Origin of the sequence: Pedobacter gandavensis, assembly GCF_014172405.1 — a bacterium.
GTDB lineage: Bacteria > Bacteroidota > Bacteroidia > Sphingobacteriales > Sphingobacteriaceae > Pedobacter > Pedobacter gandavensis.
Genome location: NZ_WNXC01000008.1, coordinates 20,840 through 41,991, shown reverse-complemented (window position 1 = coordinate 41,991; position 21,152 = coordinate 20,840). Strand labels below are relative to the sequence as shown.

Here is a 21,152-nt window from a genome sequence, read left to right as displayed (position 1 = left end):
CATTTAATGCGGCTTCTTAAACCGCTGATACCAATATATCCTAAACGATAGGATCGACATACCAATCTGGAAACGTTTAAAAAAGCGTTTCCAGGTTTTTTTTAGCTCCTTTGTACTAGATCCCAGATCCTCATCAAATAGCTTTTCACGAAAATAACTTACAATATTTAACCATTTCTCTCGGTTGAAAACTACATCTGGAACCACCGTACTCATCCCTCCACTGTTAAAATAGGCAATAGTAACCGGGACGTACTGGATTGGATACCTGGATGCACAAAAAAGATTAAGGTCATAGTCTGCACAAATCCGATAATTTAGATCATAACCGATCTTTCGATCCACAAAAACCTTTTTTGCATAAAAAATAGCCTGGTGGCAAATATTAGCATCAAATAGGCCTGGCAAAGTTGTTTCTCCCTTATACAAAGTTCCATCTTTTGCCCATGGGGTATCCCCAACCATTTTTACATCCCCATAAACAAAAGCTGCATCAGTAACCATTAAATGATTCTTCACTTTTTCAAGGACCTCGGCATCAAACAAAAGATCGTCGCTGCCCAAAAACAACAACCAATCTCCTTTCGCTCTTTCTATGGACTTATTCATCGCATCATAAATACCAGCATCTGGTTCTGAAAAAGTCTTGATCCTGTCATCATTAAAATTCCGGGCAATAGCTAAAGTGGAATCGGTAGAAAGCCCATCACTAATAATAATCTCAAAATCTTGACATCCTTGGTTAATAATACTGGATAAACAAGCACTTAGTGTTTTTTCAGAATTAAAGGTAGGAACAATAATACTATAAGTCATTTCCAACAAATTATTTTAAAATTTTTCTAATCCAGGTCTTAATCTTTTGGAACAAAGAAGGATTTTGTATTTTATTCCAGGCTCTAATTTCTTTCCAATCCTCACCAAAAGGAGCCTCATTTTCATCAATTCTTTCGCCTATGAACCGATAACCTTCCCTTCTGGAGGGAAAAGGTTTTTTATCAAAAAATTCATCGTGCACGGTCATGGAATACTGAAATTCTTTATAAAGGTTCTCTAAAAAAGATTGGTCAATACCATATTGATCTGGCCTTTCCTTACAGAATTCATGGATTGCCTTTGTCATTTCCACAACTCCACTTTTTATCCCCCACATTCCTCCGAGAATTGACAACTTTTCAGCACCAAATGGAACATCATGAACCGGATGATCTCTCATCACATGAATGAGATCGTTATTACTCATCCATTCCTCCACCGCCAATTTTTCGCGCAAGGATAAACGAGAATCCGTATCCCTGAATATCACGTGTCCGCTATCTGATATATCTGCAGCCAAAAATCTCCAGAACAACCCATAAATACCCGAATGAGTCATATCCATCAAAATTACACCCAGATCATTCAATTTCTGAATAATCATTGCAGGGACCGTATCATCATAATAGACAATGACCCTCCAACCTGGATAAATTTCCCTGGCTAATGCTGCATTTCTTACCGCTCCTACAGTATAAATTTCCTTATCGCCCCATAAACTAAAGGAGATATAATTATATTTCATGATAAAAATGTTGCACTAGTAAAATAAAATCCATATCCAGGTTCCACTATTTATTAGTAGCTAGAAATGAATGCTGCAAAATTAGGAAAATTGTTAGGTAGTTAAGCGATTTATATCCATCCAGCGCTTTAAGAACGATAAAAAACCGACATTAAATAATGTAACTGTATATTTGATTCCAAATGTATCTGGTATAATTAGTAATACAATATCATGACTCCTAAGATAACCGTTTTCATGGCTGCCTTTAATGCGGCTGACTATATAAGCGATTCCATACAAAGCATTCTTGACCAAACATTTAATGACTTTGAGTTATTAATTGTAAATGATGGATCCACAGACCGGACCATTGAGGTCATAGAAACATTCCATGATGATCGGATCAGATTGGTTCACAACGATAAAAACAGGGGCCTGACTTATACACGAAATGTGGCCCTGACCGAGGCTCGTGGTGAATTTATTGCCATATTAGACAGTGATGATATTGCAGCAAAGAACCGTCTGGAGCTTCAATATGACTTCTTTCAACAAAACCCACAATACGCTTTATGTGGCAGCCATGGCACCGTCATCAACAATAAGGGTAAAGCAGTCGAAAATAATGAGCTGAGGGTACCTATCGGAGCCGATAAAATTAAAATGACTTTGTTATTCGAAAATACCTTCATCAATTCTTCCGTCATGTATAAAACATCAGTCTTAAAAGAACTGGGTGGTTATCAGGAATACGCTCCTGCAGAAGATTATGAACTGTTTGTGCGAATGGCTGAAAAATACCCGGTTGGAAACCTGGACGAGGTTCTTGTTAAATATAGAATACATGAAAACAACATCTCAGGACTTAAAGCTGAAACTGCAAAATTAAAACTGAAAGAAATTAAAAGAAATCAATTATCCTACCTGAATATCCCTGATCATCAGCACATGGGAGACCTTCTTTTCAGCATTTTAATGTGCGAATTCCAGCGTTATGACCTAGCTGACTATCGAAAATTTTTCCAACTATTAAAGTCTACAAATCGTAAACTTGAAAAATACCCGCTGATCGATTTTGAAAAAATGCTGTTTGAAAAATGGTTTGATGTCATTTATTTAAAGAAAGCTAAAATGAATGCTTTTCCCTTGCTATTCGACAAAAACCTCTTCAAATGGTCTTATGTAAATGGCCGGCAACTTCGAAAAATATTCAAGCTCACAATTAAAGGCATAGGTAGGTTCTCATCGTAAAATTACGCTTCTATTAACTTATCCTATTACAAATAAACCATACGATCATCAATGAAAATCATTCGTTTTTTAGGGGGCCTCGGTAACCAAATGTTTCAATATGCACTATACAAGGCAATGGAAAAAAGATTTCCGGATGTTCGCGCTGATCTGACGGGATTTAAGGATTATGCCCTGCATAATGGCCTGGAGCTAGAACGTATTTTTGATATCCAACTGACCAGATTTACACCGGTTATCAATGACCTTTATAATACAGACAATAGAAACTGGGTACTGAGAAAACTACGGAGGCTATTGAACTTAAAAAATGCGTATAAAAGAGATGACCTTCCATTTTCATTTGATCCCGAGGTCTTTCAAAATTCAGGATTTTTATATTATTGGGGCTATTGGCAAAATCAGGGCTACTTCATCGATATTGCGGAAGAAATAAAAACAGCCTTTACTTTTAAGTTACCACTAAACAAAGAAAATGAACAGGTACTCCAACAAATAAAGGATGCAAATAGTATTGCAGTACACATCAGAAGAGGAGATTATCTGAAAGACCCCCTTCTGGGAGGCTGCTGTGGAAAGGAATACTATCAACAAGCCATTGCACTCATGCAAAAAAAAACTCTCAGCCCCCGATTTTTCATCTTTTCAGATGACATCAGCTGGTGTAAGGAAAATTTAGAGCTTACTGATGCTACCTTTATTTCCTGGAATAAAGGACAAGATAGCTATATAGATATGCAGCTAATGAGTCAGTGTAAACATCATATTATTGCAAACAGCAGTTTCAGCTGGTGGGCTGCCTGGCTTAACCAGAACCCGGATAAGATAATTATAGGTCCGAAAAAATGGGTAAGTGATCCACAATATGCAGGAAACAGCATACTGCCCCCCAACTGGATTCAGCTATAAACTGACTAGTTTAATTGCTCGGATTTTAAAATCCCCATTAATTCTTGCTTTACACAGCTTGGTGAAAAATTATCAATGGCATACTTTTTCACCTGCCTGCTCAGTTCAGCAAATTCAAGATCTTTCAGTTCCAATACCCTATTGATGGTATTCTCCAAAGCAACAGCTGATAAATCCTCCATTTCAAAAATGAATTTTTCCGATGCAAAACCGCAATGTTTACTTACAATTGGAATCAATCCCGCAGACATGGGCTCAATAGTACCTCCTGGAAGCCCATCTACATAACTCGGAGCAATCGAATAGCTACAAGCCGCTAATATATCTTTAATCTGTTCAGAATCCATCCTAAGGCGCTCAAACAAGCGGACATTGGAGCCTTCCTCCAAAAGATCCAGATAATGATCCCGTAAATCAGCATCTATTGAAGGGACTACTACATAAAATTTCAAATCCTTGCGTGTACGTGCCACCTCCATCAAAAGATGAAGTCCCTTCGTAATTTGCCTTCCCCCACTTAAAAATAGAAAACTTGAGGTTCTGGATTCGACTGTTTTAGGCGCCAGAGTACTAAATACACCCAGAATATTATTATTTAGCGGATATAATTTATTCACAAATCGCGCATTACAATCCTCAAAAATGGTTCCTCTTGCCAGAATAATAGCTGCATCAGCGTTAAACATCGCATAGTAATTACAAGTTGGCTGAACATTTGCCTCCCTGGTTAACCATAAGCCAGATAGCTCATAAAAATCTTTCACACTCTTTAAGCTCATCGCATTATGAAAATCATCATGGGCACCCGTAATCAGATGGATTCTGCGAATAGACCTTGCAGGATGATAAAATGAACGCTCAAAATTTTCGCCCATACCAAAGATCACCGCATAATTCTCATAAGCTATATTCAGTCCCTTGGCAGAATATTCTACAATATCCACATCGTAACCTAGCTCTGAAAAACTTTCCGCTACAATATGTGAAGTAATGTAGTTTTGATGCATGAATCCATTTGCGCCTAAAAATGGACCAATGATATAGGAAATCAACACGCGCCTCTCATAATTAGTTTGATAAAGGTTAATCAGGTATCCGTTATCTCCGGCAGAACGCTTTCTGAAGAGTTTTTTTAAGCTTCTTTTGATATTCATGATGAAATTTGCCCCTAAAATTTCTACCTAAGTTAAGACTAAAATCTATTTTCTTGTAAACAAAAAAAGGTGCTATCCATAAGCGGACAGCACCTTTTTATATTAAATTTCAGGATTATAATTTCCTTTTTACTTCAACTTGTTCGTAAGCTTCAACGATATCGCCTACTTCGATGTTGTTAAAGTTCTGGATGTTCAATCCACACTCGTAGCCTCTTGATACTTCTTTCACGTCATCTTTATAACGTTTCAATGAAGCCAGCTCACCTGTGTAAATTACTACACCATCTCTAACGATACGGATCTTACTGTTACGAGTGATCGTACCATCCAATACCATACATCCTGCAATTGTACCCACTTTAGTGATTTTGAAGGTATCTCTGATCTCCACGTTAGCGGTGATTTTCTCTTCAAATTCTGGAGCCAACATACCTTCCATCGCTGCTTTAATCTCATTGATTGCATCGTAGATGATCGAGTAAAGTCTGATGTCGATTTGTTCTGCCTCAGCAAGCTTACGCGCTCCTGGGGAAGGACGAACCTGGAAACCGATGATGATCGCATCAGAAGCAGAAGCTAACAATACATCAGATTCAGAAATCTGACCTACCGCTTTACTAATGATATTGATTTGAATCTCTTCTGTAGATAGTTTCAATAATGAGTCAGATAATGCCTCGATTGATCCATCCACGTCACCTTTAACAATCAGGTTCAGCTCTTTAAAGTTACCGATAGCCAAACGACGACCGATCTCATCCAAGGTAATGTGTTTCTGAGTACGAAGACCCTGCTCACGCATTAACTGCAGACGTTTGTTAGCGATTTCTCTTGCTTCAACTTCGCTTTCTAATGCATTGAATTTATCACCAGCAGTAGGCGCTCCTTGCATACCCAATACCTGTACTGGTACTGATGGGCCTGCTTTATCAACTTTCTGACCACGTTCGTTAAACAACGCTTTCACACGTCCGCTATAACTACCCGCTAAGATCGGATCACCGATTTTCAAAGTACCTGCCTGAACAAGAACCGTAGTTACAATACCACGACCTTTATCTAAGGTTGCTTCAATTACACTACCTGTAGCACGTTTGTTAGGGTTGGCTTTAAGATCCAGCATTTCTGCTTCTAATAATACCTTTTCTAATAACAGGTCTACGTTTAGTCCGCTCTTACCTGAAATCTCCTGAGATTGGAAACTACCTCCCCAATCCTCTACAAGGATATTCATTGTTGATAATTGCTCGCGTATTTTTTCTGAGTTTGCACCCGGTTTATCAATTTTGGTAAAGGCAAATACCAATGGTACGCCTGCTGCCTGAGCATGTTGGATTGCTTCTTTAGTCTGAGGCATTACTGCATCATCCGCTGCAACCACAATGATGGCAATATCGGCAACTTTCGCACCACGTGCACGCATCGCTGTAAAGGCTTCGTGACCCGGAGTATCTAAGAAAGTTACTTGTTTACCTGTAGGTGTGGTTACCATATAAGCACCAATGTGCTGTGTAATACCACCGGCTTCACCAGCCACTACGTTTGCTTTACGAATATAATCCAGCAAGGAAGTCTTACCGTGATCGACGTGACCCATGATCGTCACCACCGGTGCTCTTGGGACCAAATCTTCTTCGTTATCTTCTTCTTCGATTAGAATATCGCTTTCATCATCCGGTTTCACGAATTGAATTTCGTAACCGAATTCATCCGCAACAATAGTTAATGTTTCAGCATCCAAACGTTGGTTAATGGATACGAACATACCTAGACTCATACAAGTTCCGATAATTTTTGTTACCGGCACATCCATCATCGTAGCCAACTCATTTGCCGTAACAAATTCCGTCACCCTTAATACTTTGGATTGTGATTCTAATTCCATCGCAGCTTCGTCTGCAGAAAGTGCCACATCATCACGTTTTTGACGACGTAATTTAGCACGTTGTGCGAACTTACCAGATTTACCTGCTCCACTTAAACGTGCAAGTGTTGCTTTAATCTGATCCTGGATTTCTTTTTCCGTAGGTTCTTCTTTAGGACCATTACCAGGAGATCCCGGTTTGTTGTTCCTGAAGTTTGGCCTGTTGGCAGTGTTATTCGTATTGTTCCTGAAATCAGGTCTGTTGGTAAAAGTAGGTGCTGGTTTAGGCGCTGTAGTGCCTGTACCTGCAGCTCCAGGTGCCGCTTGATTTCCACTGGAAGTATGACCTCCCTGGCCAGGATGGCCTGGAGTCTTTTTACGCTTACGCTTTCTCTTTGCATCATTGCTGTCTGCCGATGAGGCTACAGGTGATGATTTACGATCAGGTGTTACCGGCAATACAATTTTACCGATGATGTTTGGTCCTGATAGTTTTACAGAACGTGCCTTGATTACTTCCACACCATCAGTTTTCTCAACTTTTGGGGCTTCCGCTACTTTAGGCGTTTCAATTATTTTTGGTGCTTCCACTGGTTTTGGAGTTTCTTTTACTTCTGGCTCTATTTTAGCAACAGGTTGCTCAACAGGCTTTGGAGTCTCTTCCACCTTAGGTTGTTCCACAGGTTTAACCACTTCCACTTTTGGAGCTTCTACTGGTTTCTCAACTGCTTTCTCTTCTACAAGTGCTTTCTCCGCTGGAGCAGGTGCTGGTGTTGGTTCCGCAACTTTAGGTACTTCAGCCACTGGCTGAGGCACTTCTGGTGCTTCGTCTTTCTTTACCGGACGGGTTTTAGTGTTTAAATCATCTAAATTGATTTTCCCTACTATTTTCACACCCGGCAATGCTCCCTCTTCAGGTTTCTCTTCTGTTTTTTCCACTACAGGAGCCACCGGTTTTGCCGGAGTTTCTTCTTTAGCTTTCTCTACAGGAGGAGTATACGAATGAAGGTTCTTAATTAAGATGCCTTCATTTTCGAATTCTACATTTTTTCTAGGTGCTTCTGCAGCTTTTTCAGCTGCTTCCGGCTCATCACGACGAATTTTACCAATAACAATCTGATTGGCTTCTTCTTTTACGATCTTATCGCCCTGAAACTCTTTCAACAGCGCATTATACATGTCGCGGGAGAGCTTAGTAGTGGGTTTATTCTCAACAGAAAAGCCTTTCTTTTCTAAAAACTCAACGGCCGTAGCGATGCCTACGTTAAGTTCCTTAACTGCTTTAAATAAAATTATTGGTTTGTCGTCTGACATTGATATCCTATTTTTTCTTTAATTCTTATACAAAAGTAACGTTTATTCTTGTTTATTTCATGGGTATGTGATTTGTTTTTAATGGCCACATAATTTTGACTGTTCAAGTTAACGTTTTATTCAAACTCTGATTTTAATATACTCATCACTTCTTTGACGGTTTCTTCTTCAAGGTCGGTACGTTTTACCAACTCGTCAATGGAAAGTGAAAGCACACTTTTTGCGGTATCACAACCGATTGATTTCAATTCATCAATGATCCAGCTGTCGATTTCGTCTGAGAATTCTTCAATATCCACATCCTCATCTTCTTCGCCTGCTTCACGATAAACATCGATCTCATAACCGGTTAATTTACCAGCTAATTTAATATTATGACCACCTCTACCGATTGCCAAAGAAACCTGATCTGGTTTCAAATATACCGAAGCATGTTTCGTTTCATCATCTAACTTAATAGAAGTGATTTTTGCCGGGCTCAATGCTCTGGTAATATATAATGAAACGTTGTTGGTGAAGTTAATCACATCAATGTTTTCATTTTTCAGTTCTCTAACGATACCATGTATCCTTGAACCTTTCATACCCACACATGCACCAACAGGATCAATTCTGTCGTCATAAGACTCTACTGCAACTTTCGCTCTTTCTCCTGGCTCACGCACAATTTTCTTGATGGTAATTAAGCCGTCAAAAATCTCAGGAACCTCAATTTCAAACAAACGTTGTAAGAATTCAGGGGCAATCCTTGAAATGATAATTTTTGGAGTTGCATTGATCATATCTACTTTAAGGATTACCGCGCGAACAGTATCCCCTTTTTTGAAATAATCAGCCGGGATTTGTTCCGTTTTTGGCATCATCAACTCGTTGCCTTCATCATCCAGCACCAATGTTTCTTTTTTCCAAACCTGATAAACTTCTCCGGTTACAATCTCACCAACTCTATCTTTATATTTTTTGAAGATCTCGTCTTTCTCTAATTCTAATACTTTAGACACCAACGTCTGGCGTGCAGCTAAAATTGCTCTACGTCCAAAGCTCTCTAAGGTGATTTGCTCAATGTAATCGTCGCCAACTTCCATATCAGGATCTAAGCGCTTTACTTCAGCAAGTTCGATCTCCAGGTCATCATCTTCAGAAAAACCATCCTCCATCACCTTTCTAGTACGCCAGATTTCCAAATCCCCGTTGTCCGGGTTAACGATGACGTCACAATTCTCATCTGTACCGTATTTTTTACGCAACATACTGCGAAATACCTCTTCCAGCACACTAATCACTGTAGGACGGTCGATGTTCTTGAATTCTTTGAATTCCTGAAATGAATCGATTAAATTAATATTGCTCATTTTTATTTAAATGAAATTAAAACCTTTGTTTCTGTTATACTACTAAAGTCGATACTGGTTTCTTCCAGCGTCGCCTTTTTACCTTTTTCTTTAACCTTCGCTTCGATGGTTATGCCGTTATCTTCAACAGAAAGCAACTTGCCTTCTTTAATCTCTCCACCATTTAGCTTCACACTTAAATCTCTGCCAATATTTTTCACATATTGTCTTTTAAGTTTTAGTGGTTCACCAACACCCGGTGAGGATACTTCTAAATTATAAGCTTTATCGATGGTATTTTCTTCTTCCAAATGAAAACCTACATGTCTGCTGATCGCTGCACAATCCTGGATACTAATCCCTTCATCGCCATCAACATGAATAATAAGCTTATTGTTTGGAAGCATTTTAACTTCTACCAAAAACAACTCCGGCCTATCCGAAATCTTCTCTTCAACTAACTCTGTTACTCTTTTTTCTGCTTGCATAACCAATTTGCTAATAAAAGAAAAGAGGGGACTCCTGTCCCCTCTTGCCCTCTATTACAGTGCAAAGGTATGAAATATTTTCACATAATAAAAATGGAAATGATGTTAAGTGTAAGGTATGTGCAACTTTTTCAGCAAGATACGAGAGCGAAACCAAGGGCAACAAGGCAGTCTATTACCTATTCAACACCTTTTGTTGTGGCTTAATGGTATAGCTTAATTTTCCTTTGACAATTTCTTCCGGCTTAGCGAATTGAATATTCAAATGGGTAATGACCAGATATTCGCGTCCTTTTACAAAAGGCTGTATCGGACTGAACACAAGACTGCTGTCACTCAGCATGAACTTTCCAGGGATTGCTTGTTCCCGGATAAGCGAATCTTTTTCTGAAGGGGTTTGCAAGACCGAAACTAAGTCCGCCAAAACGGAATCCCGGTTTTTCAGCTCATTCAACTCCAATAAGCCCCGGGGATCAATGTTGGAAAATACAATCGTTGAACTGTCTCTAGAGAAATCTATAGAAAGTGGCTTATTATTTGCATCGGAACATCCGGCAAAGAAAAGACTGGCACAGCCCAGCATGATTGGCCTGACAAAGTATTTAAACATCTTACTAAATTAAGCATTATGAAGGTTATTGTAGAAATTTTATTATTGGGACTCGCAGTATTTCTGGGCGCAAAAATTATTCCGGGTGTACATGTAGATAGCTTTTGGACTGCCGTCCTCGCTGCAGTGTTGATTTCTTTGGCCAATGCCACCATTGGAACCATATTAAGGATCTTCACCCTTCCTATTAATATTTTAACCCTCGGACTGGTTTCCTTCATCATCACCGTTCTTATGATTTTGCTGGTAGACAACATGATGACCACCTTTAATACCAGTGGATTCTGGGCGGCAGCATTATTGGCCATTGTGGTGGCGGTAGTTAAGGGAGTACTGGGCAGCATACTTGGAACCAAGGACAATTAATTCGGGTAAAAACACTTAGATGATATCCTGGTTGTGGTTGGGAAGCGCGCGCATCTATCAGGGCCTATCGAAAGGGTTCCGATAGACTTGACGTACCAATCCCCCTAAGCAAGGCCGGACATGTTCCCTGTGAACTCTTACTGAACCCTATCCGAAACCCGACCAGTACCAAACCACTACCCGGCCTTTTCCAGAGTAGCAACCAGGCAACAGCCTGGTAGCAGGAAAAACAGTTTTAATGAAAAAGGACAGCCCATCATGGCCGTCCTTTTTCTATTTTAATCGGAAAAATTTTATCTCAAAATCTCCCTGGAGATCACCATTTTCTGAATTTCAGTAGTCCCCTCATAGATTTGGGTAATTTTAGCATCCCGCATCATGCGCTCCACATGATATTCTTTCACAAAGCCATAGCCTCCATGAATCTGAACAGCTTCAACGGTAACGTCCATTGCTACTTTCGAAGCATAGACCTTAGCCATAGAACCCGCCAGGGTATAAGACTGACCCTGATCTTTCAACCATGCCGCTTTATACACCAACATCCTTGCCGCTTCGATACTGGTCGCCATGTCTGCCAATTTAAAGGCTATTGCCTGATGCTCTGCAATCGCTTTACCAAAAGATTTACGTTCCTTGGAATAAGCTAAAGCAAGTTCATAGGCACCTGCAGCAATCCCTAAGGCTTGTGCAGCGATACCAATACGCCCGCCTTCCAGGGTTTTCATCGCGAAAGTAAAACCGAATCCATTCTCGCCAATCCTGTTTTCTTTAGGCACTTTAACATCATTGAACATGAGTGAATGCGTATCAGAACCACGAATTCCCATTTTATTTTCTTTCGGACCAACAGTAAAGCCTTCCATCCCTTTTTCCACAATAAAAGCATTGATTCCTTTGTGTTTTAAAGCGCGGTCGGTTTGCGCAATCACCAGGTAGGTAGAAGCGGTATTCCCGTTCGTGATCCAGTTTTTCGTACCGTTTAACAAGTAATAATCGCCCATATCGACAGCAGTGGTTTGCTGTGAGGTGGCATCTGACCCGGCCTCCGGCTCTGATAAACAGAAAGCGCCGATTTTTTCACCTGAAGCCAAAGGTTTCAGGTATTTCTCTTTTTGAAATTCAGAACCGTAAGACTCCAGTCCATAACAAACCAGGGAATTATTTACGGAAACAACCACGGAGGCAGAAGCATCAACTTTCGACAATTCTTCCATCACCAGGACATAAGATAGCGCGTCTAGCCCGCTGCCATTATATTTTTCTGAAACCATCATTCCAAGAAATCCAAGTTCGCCTAGTTTTTTTACTTGCTCGGCAGGGAATTTCTGGTGCTCATCTCTTTCGATAACTCCGGGCTTAAGCTCATTCTGTGCGAAATCCCTTGCAGCCTGTTGAATCATCAATTGTTCTTCACTTAATTGAAATAGCATAATTATATAGATAAAAATATACGTACTGCCAAATTTAGTATTTCTAGATCAGATTACTATGGCTGCATAGTATTATTTTACACGATATACTTTCCTGCTATTTTAAAAGGCGATTATTGTCGTCTGGAAAAACAAGAACAGGATGGTATTTCTTCGCTTCTTCGATCGGCAGAGAGCCAAAAGACATAATGATAAGAATATCGCCGACCTGCACTTTTCTGGCCACGGCTCCATTTAAGCAAACAATACCCGTTCCGCGTTCGCCCTTAATTACATAAGTTTCAAAACGTTCTCCGTTATTATTGTTAACAATTTGCACCTTTTCATTGGCAATAATCTGAGCAGCATCCATCAGATCCTGATCGATGGTAATGCTACCTACATAATTCAATTCTGCCTGTGTTACTTTAACACGGTGTATTTTCGATTTTAATATCTCGATAATCATAATACAAAGTTACAAAATGTTGTGGATACTGTATAGTAATGGATTGTCAATTGAGCAGCATATTATCTATAAGCCGCGTCTGACCTACTTTTGCGGCCACTAACGCCACTAAATCCGGTTGATTTTTATCGGTTTCTGGAAGCAGGGTTTTCCCGTTTGCAATGGTAAAATAATCCAACTCCACTCCTGGAATCGCTGAGATCATGTCTTTAGCATTTTCTAGCAATACCGGAATACTCAGGTCATTAAAATGATCTTTTACATAGTTCAATGCTGCGCTCAACACTAAAGCATGTTCACGATCTTCCGCCGTCAAATGAATGTTTCTCGAACTCATCGCCAAGCCATCATCTTCTCTAATAATCGGGCAGGAAATGATTTGAACCGGAAGCTTAAAATAAGCCACCATATTTTCAATCATCAACACCTGCTGAAAATCTTTTTGTCCGAAGAAAGCAACATCAGGATTTACCGCATTAAACAGCTTGTTCACAATTTGAGTGACTCCCTGATAATGACCTCTTCTGAATTCCCCTTCGAGTAAAAACTCTGCCGGGCCCAGGTCAATGTGCCATTCCTCTTGCTCAGGATACATTTCCTTTACAGAAGGCATAAATACGACATCGCATCCTGCAGCTAAAAGCATTTGCATGTCGTGTTCTAAGGGGCGGGGATATTTCTCCAGATCCTTTGGATCGGTGAACTGAGTTGGATTTACAAAAATGCTGCAAACTACTACATCAGCGTGTTGCTGTGCAATCTTGATTAAAGACACATGTCCCTTGTGCAAAGCACCCATAGTAGGCACTAAAGCAATTTTCTGTTGACCCAATTTTATTGGTTCAAGCAACGACTTTAACGCTGCGATGGTGTTTATAACTTTCAAACTAGCCTATAAAATTTCAAAGGGCAAAGTTGGTTAATTATCCATTCCAAACAAAACATCTTGCCTATATAATTGATAAATGTTATTATTTTGCTTACCTTTGCCCCTTGATAATCTTTTCTTTAACATAATTATTTATTTACAGAATATGGAGATGGCCAAAACGAAGCTACTGATTGTTACACACGAGATGTCGCCTTTCCTTGAACTCACTAAAATTTCAGAAATTACCCGTCAACTACCACAGGCGATGCAAGATAAAGGATTTGAGATCCGCATTTTGATGCCTAGATTCGGGAACATTAATGAAAGAAGGAACAGATTGCACGAAGTGATACGCCTTTCAGGAATGAACATTATCATTGATGATAATGACAACCCGTTAATTATTAAAGTTGCCTCTATTCCAGCTGCTCGTATGCAGGTGTATTTCCTGGATAATGAAGATTATTTCCAACGCAAATACGTTTTCAGAGACAAAGAAGAAAAATTCTATGCGGACAATGACGAGAGAACAATCTTCTTTTGCAAAGGCGCATTGGAAACTGTTAAGAAACTAGGTTGGGCACCAGACATCGTTCATTGTCATGGTTGGATGACTTCATTAGTCCCTGCTTACATCAAGACTTCTTACAAGAATGACCCTACTTTCAAAAATGCTAAAGTAGTCTACTCTATCTATGAGAACTGCTTTACAGAAAAGCTTCATGCTGATTTACATAAGAAAGCAGTAATGAATGCGATGACACTTGAGGACACGAAAATGTTCGAAAATGCAGATTGTAACACCTTACATATTGGCGCCATTACTTACTCAGACGCAGTGGTATTAGCACATGATAAGATTGATGCAAATGTGTTAAAATTTGTTAAAGATTCTAATAAACCAACTTTAGCCTTTAATTTAACCGAGGATTTCGAAAACTTCTATTCATTATATGAAGAGATATCGGATGAAGAATTGGTTTCTATAGCATAAACTCAGGTATTATTAATTTAAATATGAAATTTACAAAACAAGACTTATTAACCATGTTGATAGGTCTTTTTCTTTTTTCTTCGTGTAAAGATAACAACACGATTGGTCTGTCACCAGATGGCTCAACCATTACCGGAGATTTGTACGAGAATACCTCCCTAACTTCTCAAACAGTTGTAGACGATCCTGTTTCCGGCGTTGGTCTAAGTAGATTTCCAATAGGCCTCATGAATGATCCTGTTTTTGGAAAAACTGAAGCTGGTACGGCCATGACAGTAAACATTCCTTCGACAGGTTATCGCTTTGGAATAGGAGTAGAAGTAGATTCGGCTGTTTTGGTATTGCCTTATTCCAAAAATTTTTACGGAGATTCTACGCAGAGTTTCACTTTTACAGTGAAACAAATGGACGTGGATCTAAGCTTGCAAAGCAGCTTTCTAACCTCTGTAGACTGGGGAGCAAAAACAATTACCGGCGCCAATGGCCTTCTAGGAGAAAGTATCAATCATCAGCAACGCCCAACAACTCCCTTTAAAGTAACCAATATCGTTACCGGCAAGCCGGATACAGCAGCAACAGTAGCCCCTCAATTGAGGATCAGGTTAGATGCTCAAAAGATTCAAAATAGAATTGTCAACCTGGACACCAGTGCTTACTCCAGAAATGACTTATTCGTGCGTAACTTTAATGGCTTATATGTAAATGTAACCAGTGCATCGGGATCAGGAGCCATGTCTTTTTTCAATCTTGCCGCTCCTTCAGATGGAAACGCAGACAATGGGGCTAAACTTCAGATCTATTACAGAAAAGCTGGGACTGTTGCTTTAACGAGAGACACTGTTTCTGCCATTTTCCCGATTAATTCTACCACAGCTCCAATTGCAGCTTCTGTAAAGCATGATTATTCAAATGCAACAGCAATTAAAACACAACTCGATAACCCTTCAGCCACAGCATACTCAAAAACATATGTTCAAGGTTTAACCGGTTTAAAAAACAAGATTTCTTTTGATTTTAGTGGCTTTAAGGCTTTACTTGGCGGCTCAAAGGTTTCCATCAACAAAGCAGAACTCGTTATTGATGTTACTCCAGAAGATGACACCTACTTTAAACCTGCACCAAGATTAAGGCTAGCTAGATTAAATGCTGCAGGACTATTGGTAAATGTTCCTGACAATGACCGTTCGGTAACAAACTCAAGTCCAGCCTATTATGGCGACCTAAGAGCGCTTCAATCTCCAATCTTATTTGGCGGGTATTTTGATTCTGTCAACAGACGCTATATTTTTAGCATCACGGCTTACATACAGGATTTAGTAGATGGAAAAACCCAGGATTATGGCACTTTCATCTCACCAGCCTCAAATTTAGATGCTGATTTTTCTGTAAGCCCTTTCGCTACCACCGCAGAACGCTCCATCCTACTCAGCCCAATAAAAGATGCAGCATCCGGAACAAAACGAATGAAGCTTAATATCTTCTATACCAAATTAAAATAATTTAACAACAACCATATTCATATCCCCCGAGATTCGTTAATTTCGGGGGATTTATTTTTTAAAACATAATTTTTATGTGTGGAATTGTTGGTTATATTGGTCATCGGGAAGCCTGGCCAATCGTCCTAAAAGGACTGAAAAGATTAGAGTATCGTGGTTATGATAGTGCAGGAATTGCACTCATCAATGAAACCGGGTTAAATATTTATAAAAAAGCTGGAAAGGTCCAGGAACTGGAAAATTTCTCCGTAGGGAAAGATCTTTCCGGAACTATCGGTATCGGACATACCAGATGGGCAACACATGGCGCCCCTTCTGATCGTAATTCTCACCCCCATACTTCTAACAGCGGGAAATTATCAATTATCCATAACGGGATCATAGAAAACTATGCCACCTTAAAGGAAGAATTGATTCATAGAGGACATATATTTAAAAGTGATACAGATACAGAAGTACTCGTACACTTGATCGAAGAGATTTACAAGAATGAAAACACGGATCTTTTTGAAGCAGTAAGACTTGCCTTAAATGAGGTTACTGGTGCTTATGCCATTGTTTTAATGGACGAGGATCAGCCAGATCAATTGATTACAGCAAGAAAAGGTAGTCCGCTGGTAATTGGTGTAGGCACGGATGAATATTTTGTCGCCTCTGATGCAACGCCAATCATTGAGTATACTAAAAACGTGATTTACCTGAATGACAATGAAGTTGCGCTCATTAAACGCGACGAATTGTTGATCAAAAGACTGGACAATGTGATCCAAACGCCTTACATCCAGGCATTGGAACTGAAGCTGGAGATGCTGGAAAAAGGTGGATACGAGCATTTTATGCTCAAAGAAATCTTTGAACAATCCCGCTCTATCCGTGATTGTATGCGCGGTAGGATCTATCCAAATGAAGGTATTGTACAACTAGGAGGAATTAAAGAATATGCCGATAAGCTGAAAAATATCGACCGTATTATCATTGTGGCCTGTGGCACGTCATGGCATGCCGGTCTGGTTGCAGAATATCTGATTGAAGAGTATGCAAGGATCCCGGTGGAAGTAGAGTATGCCTCTGAATTCCGCTATAGAAATCCAATCATCACCGAAAAAGATATCGTAATTGCCATTTCTCAATCTGGTGAAACGGCAGATACCATGGCCGCAATTGAAATGGCAAAAGAAAAAGGCGCAACCATTTTTGGCGTTTGTAATGTGGTAGGCTCGTCTATCCCAAGGTTAACACATGCAGGTGTGTATACTCACGCCGGACCAGAAATCGGGGTAGCTTCGACCAAAGCTTTTACTGCTCAGGTAACTGTACTGACCTTAATGGCTTTCTACATGGCACAACAAAAAGGCACCATCACCCATTCTCAATTGGTGGAACTTTTAACAGAACTTGATTGCATTCCTGATAAAATTCAAAAAGCACTAGAATCCAATGATTTAATCAAGGAAATTGCTGCGAAATTCAAAGATTCAAGAAACTGCCTATTCCTTGGAAGAGGTAGTGGTTTTCCTGTGGCTCTAGAAGGCGCTTTAAAGCTTAAGGAGATCTCTTATATTCATGCCGAAGGTTATCCTGCTGCTGAGATGAAACACGGTCCTATCGCCTTAATTGACGAAGAAATGCCTGTAGTCGTGATTGCGACTAAAAATTCTTCCTATGAGAAGGTCATCAGCAATATTCAGGAGGTAAAAGCAAGAAAAGGAATTGTTCTTGCAATTGTTACCGAAGGAGATACAGAAGTAAGGAAGATGGCAGATTATTGCATTGAGATTCCGGACTCTAGCGAGGCTTTCTTACCTTTATTAGCGACAATACCATTGCAGTTGTTGTCGTACCACATCGCTTTAATGCGTGGCTGTAATGTTGATCAACCAAGAAACCTGGCGAAATCAGTAACCGTAGAATAAATTAAGCCACGAATAGCAAATGGCTGGATGCTTCCTTTATTTAGGAAAGCGTCCAGCCATTTTTTATAAGATACCCAATCGGATTTTAAGCTTTTCAATTTGTCGGATATGCTGTAACACCTGTAAAATGGCGGCTCCAGCGCCATATGCTGCGCTTCGTCGGAAAGGCATTCAATCACCTGACGCAATTCTTGAATTGCATCTTCATAAACATCCAGTATTGCCCTTTTTGCGCCTAACCGGTTAAGCGCGCCATTTAAAATGGCAGATCTCCTGATACCTCATTCGGATCAAGATATTCTGTTTCACTCTTTGGCGTAGTGTTTTCGGTGGTCACTGGCGTATGCTCAAAATCACTCTTTCTCCCCAAAATAGTGAAGTTTTCCGCCACCACTTCAGTCACGTATTTTTTTACCTTTTCACGGTCTTCAAAAGAACGCGTACGTAGTTTTCCTTCAATATAGACCAATTTCCCTTTTTGTAAATATTTAGAGGCTACTTCTGCCAGCCCCCTCCATAAAACAATGTTATGCCATTCCGTTTGCTCAATACGCTTACCGTCTTTGTTATAGGTCTCTGATGTTGCCAATGGAAAACTAGCTACAGTTACCCCTCCTTCTAAATGTCTAACTTCAGGATCTTTGCCTAAATGTCCGACTAAAATAACTTTGTTAATACCTGACATGGAATCTATTTTTACTGTTTAATTGAATTGGAATTCATAAAATTTGCAATTACTTTAGGTTGAGGCAGCTCCTCAAATTCTGCCAGGGAAACCCATTTTATTTCTGCATTCTTATTAAAGTTAATGATATAATTGTCTAAACCAAAAAATTGAACATATATAGTTTGGTGAGTCAATAAATGCTTTTGTTCTGATATTGGAGTAATTAAACAGTCCGGGCCAAAGTTATTTTTTAATTCCGGCAGAAAACTTTCTTGGGTTTTAAGGTAATTTTTTTCCGTTTCTATTAAGGGGAAATCATATAATTCCTGCCATACATCTCCAGCTATCCGTTTTTTCACCAGTAGATTTTCGCCTTCCTGACACACAAAATAATTGAAATAACGGATTCTCTTTTTCAACGTTTTCAACTTCAGCGGCAATACATTTACGCGAGCGTTCGCCCTCGCATAGCAACCGGACTGTACCGGGCAATTCAGGCAGTCCGGAGATTTCGGCTTACATTGAAGTGCACCGAATTCCATGATGGCCTGGTTGTATATAGCAGGATTCTGATCGATGATTAAAGCATTAGCCAGCGCTGTAAACTCCTTTTTCCCATCCGTACTATTGATGGCAGTCTCGATGCCGAAATACCTGGACAATACGCGAAAAACATTGCCATCCAAAACCGCTCTGGATTCATTGGCGGAAAAGGACGAAATCGCAGCTGCGGTATACTCGCCTACACCTTTTAATAGAATCAGTTCCTCATATTTTGTTGGGAAAACACCAGCATAATTTTCTTGAATCAACCTTGCTGTAAACAGCATGTTTCTGCCTCTGGAATAGTACCCCAATCCCTGCCATAGCTTAAGCACCTGAGCCTCTGTAGCATTGGCAAAATCATTAACCGTAGGATAGTTTTGTAAAAACCGCTGAAAATAAGGGAGCCCCTGCTCTACGCGCGTTTGCTGCAAAATAATTTCAGACAGCCAAATCACATAAGCATCGGTAGTGTCTCTCCAGGGAAGTTCCCTTTTATTGATGGTATACCATTTAACGATTTCTCTCTGAAAACTCATAACCACAAAAATACACCCTAAATATTTATTTTTACTAAAACTTGCAATTCAGTGATACGATCGGCTGCAAATAAATCATCTTTTATTTTCCTATCTCATTAAAAAGCAATACTTTTGCAACCCCAAAACACTTATAAAGTATATAACACACTATAAATTAATAACAGAGAATATGACTAAGGCAGATATTATTTCAGAAATATCAACGAAAACAGGAATTGAAAAGGTAGATGTACAAGAAACCGTTGAGGCATTTTTCAAGGTCATCAAAAACAGCATGATTGGTGGAGAAAATGTATATGTTAGGGGTTTTGGTAGTTTTGTTGTTAAAAAAAGAGCACAAAAAACTGCAAGGAATATTTCTAAAAACACTGCAATTATTATCCCGGAACACTTCGTTCCAAGCTTTAAACCAGCAAAAGTATTTGTTGATAAAGTGAAAAATAATTCAAAAATAGTTAGCGTAGAAGCTTAATTCATTATGATAAAAAATATCCGAACTAAACAAGCCATATTGATAGGAGCAGTTGTACTGCTTGTAGCGTTTTTGTTTACAAGGGATATTAAAGGCTTAGTAAAACCAAAGGAAGAAACCAACAGTAAAGCTGCAGGTGGACCAATGGCTTCACAAGCCCCGGCAACAGCAGAAATCAATCTTAAAGAGGTCTCAACTGTCGCTAAAAACACCATCAATGCGAGTTTAGCCGCTGAAATCGTTACCCTTGAAAATGCATATACCAGCGCTTCTGAAGATAAAAAAGCTGCAGAGGCAAAATTGTTAGCAAAGAAATGGGATGATTTAGAGCAAACGGTTCCAAGTGCCTTATATTTGGAAATTGTTGCGAGCAAAGAACCCACATTAAATAATTGGTTGACTGCCGGAGATACATTTATGAAGGCATTTGACAATACCCGTGACAGTGTATTATTACCTGCCTTATTGCAAAAAGCGAATTTCGCTTATACCAATGCGGTAAAAATAGACTCGAACAGTAATGATGCTAAAACAGGTCTTGGAATTACCATCGTTAATGGAATGGGCGCTCCAATGTCAGGAATAGCAATGTTAATGGACGTTGTAAAGAAAGACCCTAAGAACTTAAAAGCAAATATGAGCTTAGGTACTTTTGCGATGAAGTCGGGACAATTTGATAAAGCAATAACGAGGTTCCAAAACATTATTGCCATGAAACCTTCCCCAGAAGCTTACTTCTATTTGGGAACGGCCTATGAAAACCTTGGAAAAAACACGGAAGCTATTGAAGCTTACGAAAAGAGTAAAAAATTAGCTGCAAACGCGACATTGTCAAAATTTATCGATGATAAAGTGAATGCGTTAAAGAATAAAAAATAATAAACAGATTTACGAAAATATTTAAAACCCAAAAATTATGCCAAGCGGTAAGAAAAGA

20 protein-coding genes are annotated in these 21,152 nt (G+C 39.5%); 8 read left to right on the top strand and 12 right to left on the bottom strand.

What is annotated here, in order from left to right; all coding sequences use genetic code 11:
• Window positions 1-3: 3 nt before the first annotated feature.
• Window positions 4-816 carry a glycosyltransferase family 2 protein gene (locus GM920_RS18925; protein WP_182960416.1) on the bottom strand — a complete coding sequence of 271 codons (813 nt, stop codon included), beginning with the start codon at window positions 814-816 and terminating at the stop codon, window positions 4-6.
• A gap of 10 nt (window positions 817-826) precedes the next feature.
• Complete coding sequence (locus GM920_RS18920) at window positions 827-1,561, bottom strand: hypothetical protein (protein ID WP_182960414.1); 735 nt, start codon at window positions 1,559-1,561, stop codon at window positions 827-829.
• 213 nt (window positions 1,562-1,774) lie between these two features.
• Here GM920_RS18920 and GM920_RS18915 point away from each other — a divergent pair, with 213 nt between their 5' ends.
• Together GM920_RS18915 and GM920_RS18910 are read left to right on the top strand one after the other, a co-directional pair.
• A complete protein-coding gene (locus GM920_RS18915; protein WP_182960412.1) occupies window positions 1,775-2,794 on the top strand; it encodes a glycosyltransferase family 2 protein in 1,020 nt (339 codons plus the stop codon).
• Window positions 2,795-2,911: 117 nt separating this feature from the next.
• Window positions 2,912-3,703 (top strand): alpha-1,2-fucosyltransferase, encoded by a 792-nt coding sequence (locus tag GM920_RS18910; protein ID WP_182960410.1) that lies wholly within the window; start codon window positions 2,912-2,914, stop codon window positions 3,701-3,703.
• A 5-nt stretch (window positions 3,704-3,708) separates the two neighbouring features.
• On the opposite strand, the gene GM920_RS18905 is transcribed toward GM920_RS18910, so the two are convergent.
• The 5 genes from GM920_RS18905 to GM920_RS18885 form a co-directional block, all read right to left on the bottom strand.
• Window positions 3,709-4,857: a glycosyltransferase gene (locus GM920_RS18905; protein WP_182960408.1), complete on the bottom strand. Its 1,149-nt coding sequence runs from the start codon at window positions 4,855-4,857 to the stop codon at window positions 3,709-3,711.
• Between the two features lie 115 nt (window positions 4,858-4,972).
• The gene (infB, locus tag GM920_RS18900; RefSeq protein WP_182960406.1) at window positions 4,973-8,038 is read right to left on the bottom strand and encodes a translation initiation factor IF-2; all 3,066 of its coding nucleotides are present in this window, start codon (window positions 8,036-8,038) and stop codon (window positions 4,973-4,975) included.
• A 116-nt stretch (window positions 8,039-8,154) separates the two neighbouring features.
• On the bottom strand, window positions 8,155-9,390 hold the full coding sequence (gene nusA / locus GM920_RS18895) for a transcription termination factor NusA (protein WP_182960404.1): 1,236 nt from the start codon (window positions 9,388-9,390) through the stop codon (window positions 8,155-8,157).
• 2 nt (window positions 9,391-9,392) lie between these two features.
• Entirely contained in the window at window positions 9,393-9,857 is a 465-nt protein-coding gene (gene rimP, locus GM920_RS18890; RefSeq protein ID WP_182960402.1) for a ribosome assembly cofactor RimP, read from the bottom strand.
• A 175-nt stretch (window positions 9,858-10,032) separates the two neighbouring features.
• Window positions 10,033-10,467: a hypothetical protein gene (locus GM920_RS18885; protein ID WP_182960400.1), complete on the bottom strand. Its 435-nt coding sequence runs from the start codon at window positions 10,465-10,467 to the stop codon at window positions 10,033-10,035.
• A gap of 18 nt (window positions 10,468-10,485) precedes the next feature.
• On the opposite strand from GM920_RS18885, the gene GM920_RS18880 reads away from it, so the two are divergent.
• Complete coding sequence (locus GM920_RS18880; protein WP_182960398.1) at window positions 10,486-10,833, top strand: phage holin family protein; 348 nt, start codon at window positions 10,486-10,488, stop codon at window positions 10,831-10,833.
• 293 nt (window positions 10,834-11,126) lie between these two features.
• On the opposite strand, the gene GM920_RS18875 is transcribed toward GM920_RS18880, so the two are convergent.
• The 3 genes from GM920_RS18875 to panC form a co-directional block, all read right to left on the bottom strand.
• Window positions 11,127-12,266, bottom strand: a complete 1,140-nt coding sequence (locus GM920_RS18875) for an acyl-CoA dehydrogenase family protein (protein WP_182960396.1) — start codon at window positions 12,264-12,266, stop codon at window positions 11,127-11,129.
• 97 nt (window positions 12,267-12,363) lie between these two features.
• Window positions 12,364-12,714, bottom strand: coding sequence for an aspartate 1-decarboxylase (gene panD / locus GM920_RS18870; protein ID WP_062550751.1), 351 nt, complete (start codon window positions 12,712-12,714; stop codon window positions 12,364-12,366).
• A gap of 46 nt (window positions 12,715-12,760) precedes the next feature.
• A complete protein-coding gene (gene panC / locus GM920_RS18865) occupies window positions 12,761-13,600 on the bottom strand; it encodes a pantoate--beta-alanine ligase (protein ID WP_182960394.1) in 840 nt (279 codons plus the stop codon).
• A 154-nt stretch (window positions 13,601-13,754) separates the two neighbouring features.
• Here panC and GM920_RS18860 point away from each other — a divergent pair, with 154 nt between their 5' ends.
• From GM920_RS18860 to glmS, 3 genes are all read left to right on the top strand, one after another.
• Window positions 13,755-14,579 carry a glycogen/starch synthase gene (locus tag GM920_RS18860; RefSeq protein ID WP_235964579.1) on the top strand — a complete coding sequence of 275 codons (825 nt, stop codon included), beginning with the start codon at window positions 13,755-13,757 and terminating at the stop codon, window positions 14,577-14,579.
• A 23-nt stretch (window positions 14,580-14,602) separates the two neighbouring features.
• Window positions 14,603-16,078 carry a DUF4270 domain-containing protein gene (locus GM920_RS18855; protein ID WP_182960390.1) on the top strand — a complete coding sequence of 492 codons (1,476 nt, stop codon included), beginning with the start codon at window positions 14,603-14,605 and terminating at the stop codon, window positions 16,076-16,078.
• Between the two features lie 74 nt (window positions 16,079-16,152).
• On the top strand, window positions 16,153-17,991 hold the full coding sequence (gene glmS, locus GM920_RS18850; RefSeq protein ID WP_182960388.1) for a glutamine--fructose-6-phosphate transaminase (isomerizing): 1,839 nt from the start codon (window positions 16,153-16,155) through the stop codon (window positions 17,989-17,991).
• Between the two features lie 256 nt (window positions 17,992-18,247).
• On the opposite strand, the gene GM920_RS18845 is transcribed toward glmS, so the two are convergent.
• Window positions 18,248-18,676: a single-stranded DNA-binding protein gene (locus tag GM920_RS18845; protein ID WP_182960387.1), complete on the bottom strand. Its 429-nt coding sequence runs from the start codon at window positions 18,674-18,676 to the stop codon at window positions 18,248-18,250.
• An 11-nt stretch (window positions 18,677-18,687) separates the two neighbouring features.
• The gene (mutY, locus tag GM920_RS18840; protein ID WP_182960385.1) at window positions 18,688-19,740 is read right to left on the bottom strand and encodes an A/G-specific adenine glycosylase; all 1,053 of its coding nucleotides are present in this window, start codon (window positions 19,738-19,740) and stop codon (window positions 18,688-18,690) included.
• Window positions 19,741-19,912: 172 nt separating this feature from the next.
• Between mutY and GM920_RS18835 the strand changes: the two genes are divergently transcribed.
• Window positions 19,913-20,215 carry an HU family DNA-binding protein gene (locus GM920_RS18835; RefSeq protein WP_062550757.1) on the top strand — a complete coding sequence of 101 codons (303 nt, stop codon included), beginning with the start codon at window positions 19,913-19,915 and terminating at the stop codon, window positions 20,213-20,215.
• Between the two features lie 6 nt (window positions 20,216-20,221).
• Entirely contained in the window at window positions 20,222-21,094 is an 873-nt protein-coding gene (locus GM920_RS18830) for a tetratricopeptide repeat protein (RefSeq protein ID WP_182960383.1), read from the top strand.
• Window positions 21,095-21,152: the final 58 nt, after the last annotated feature.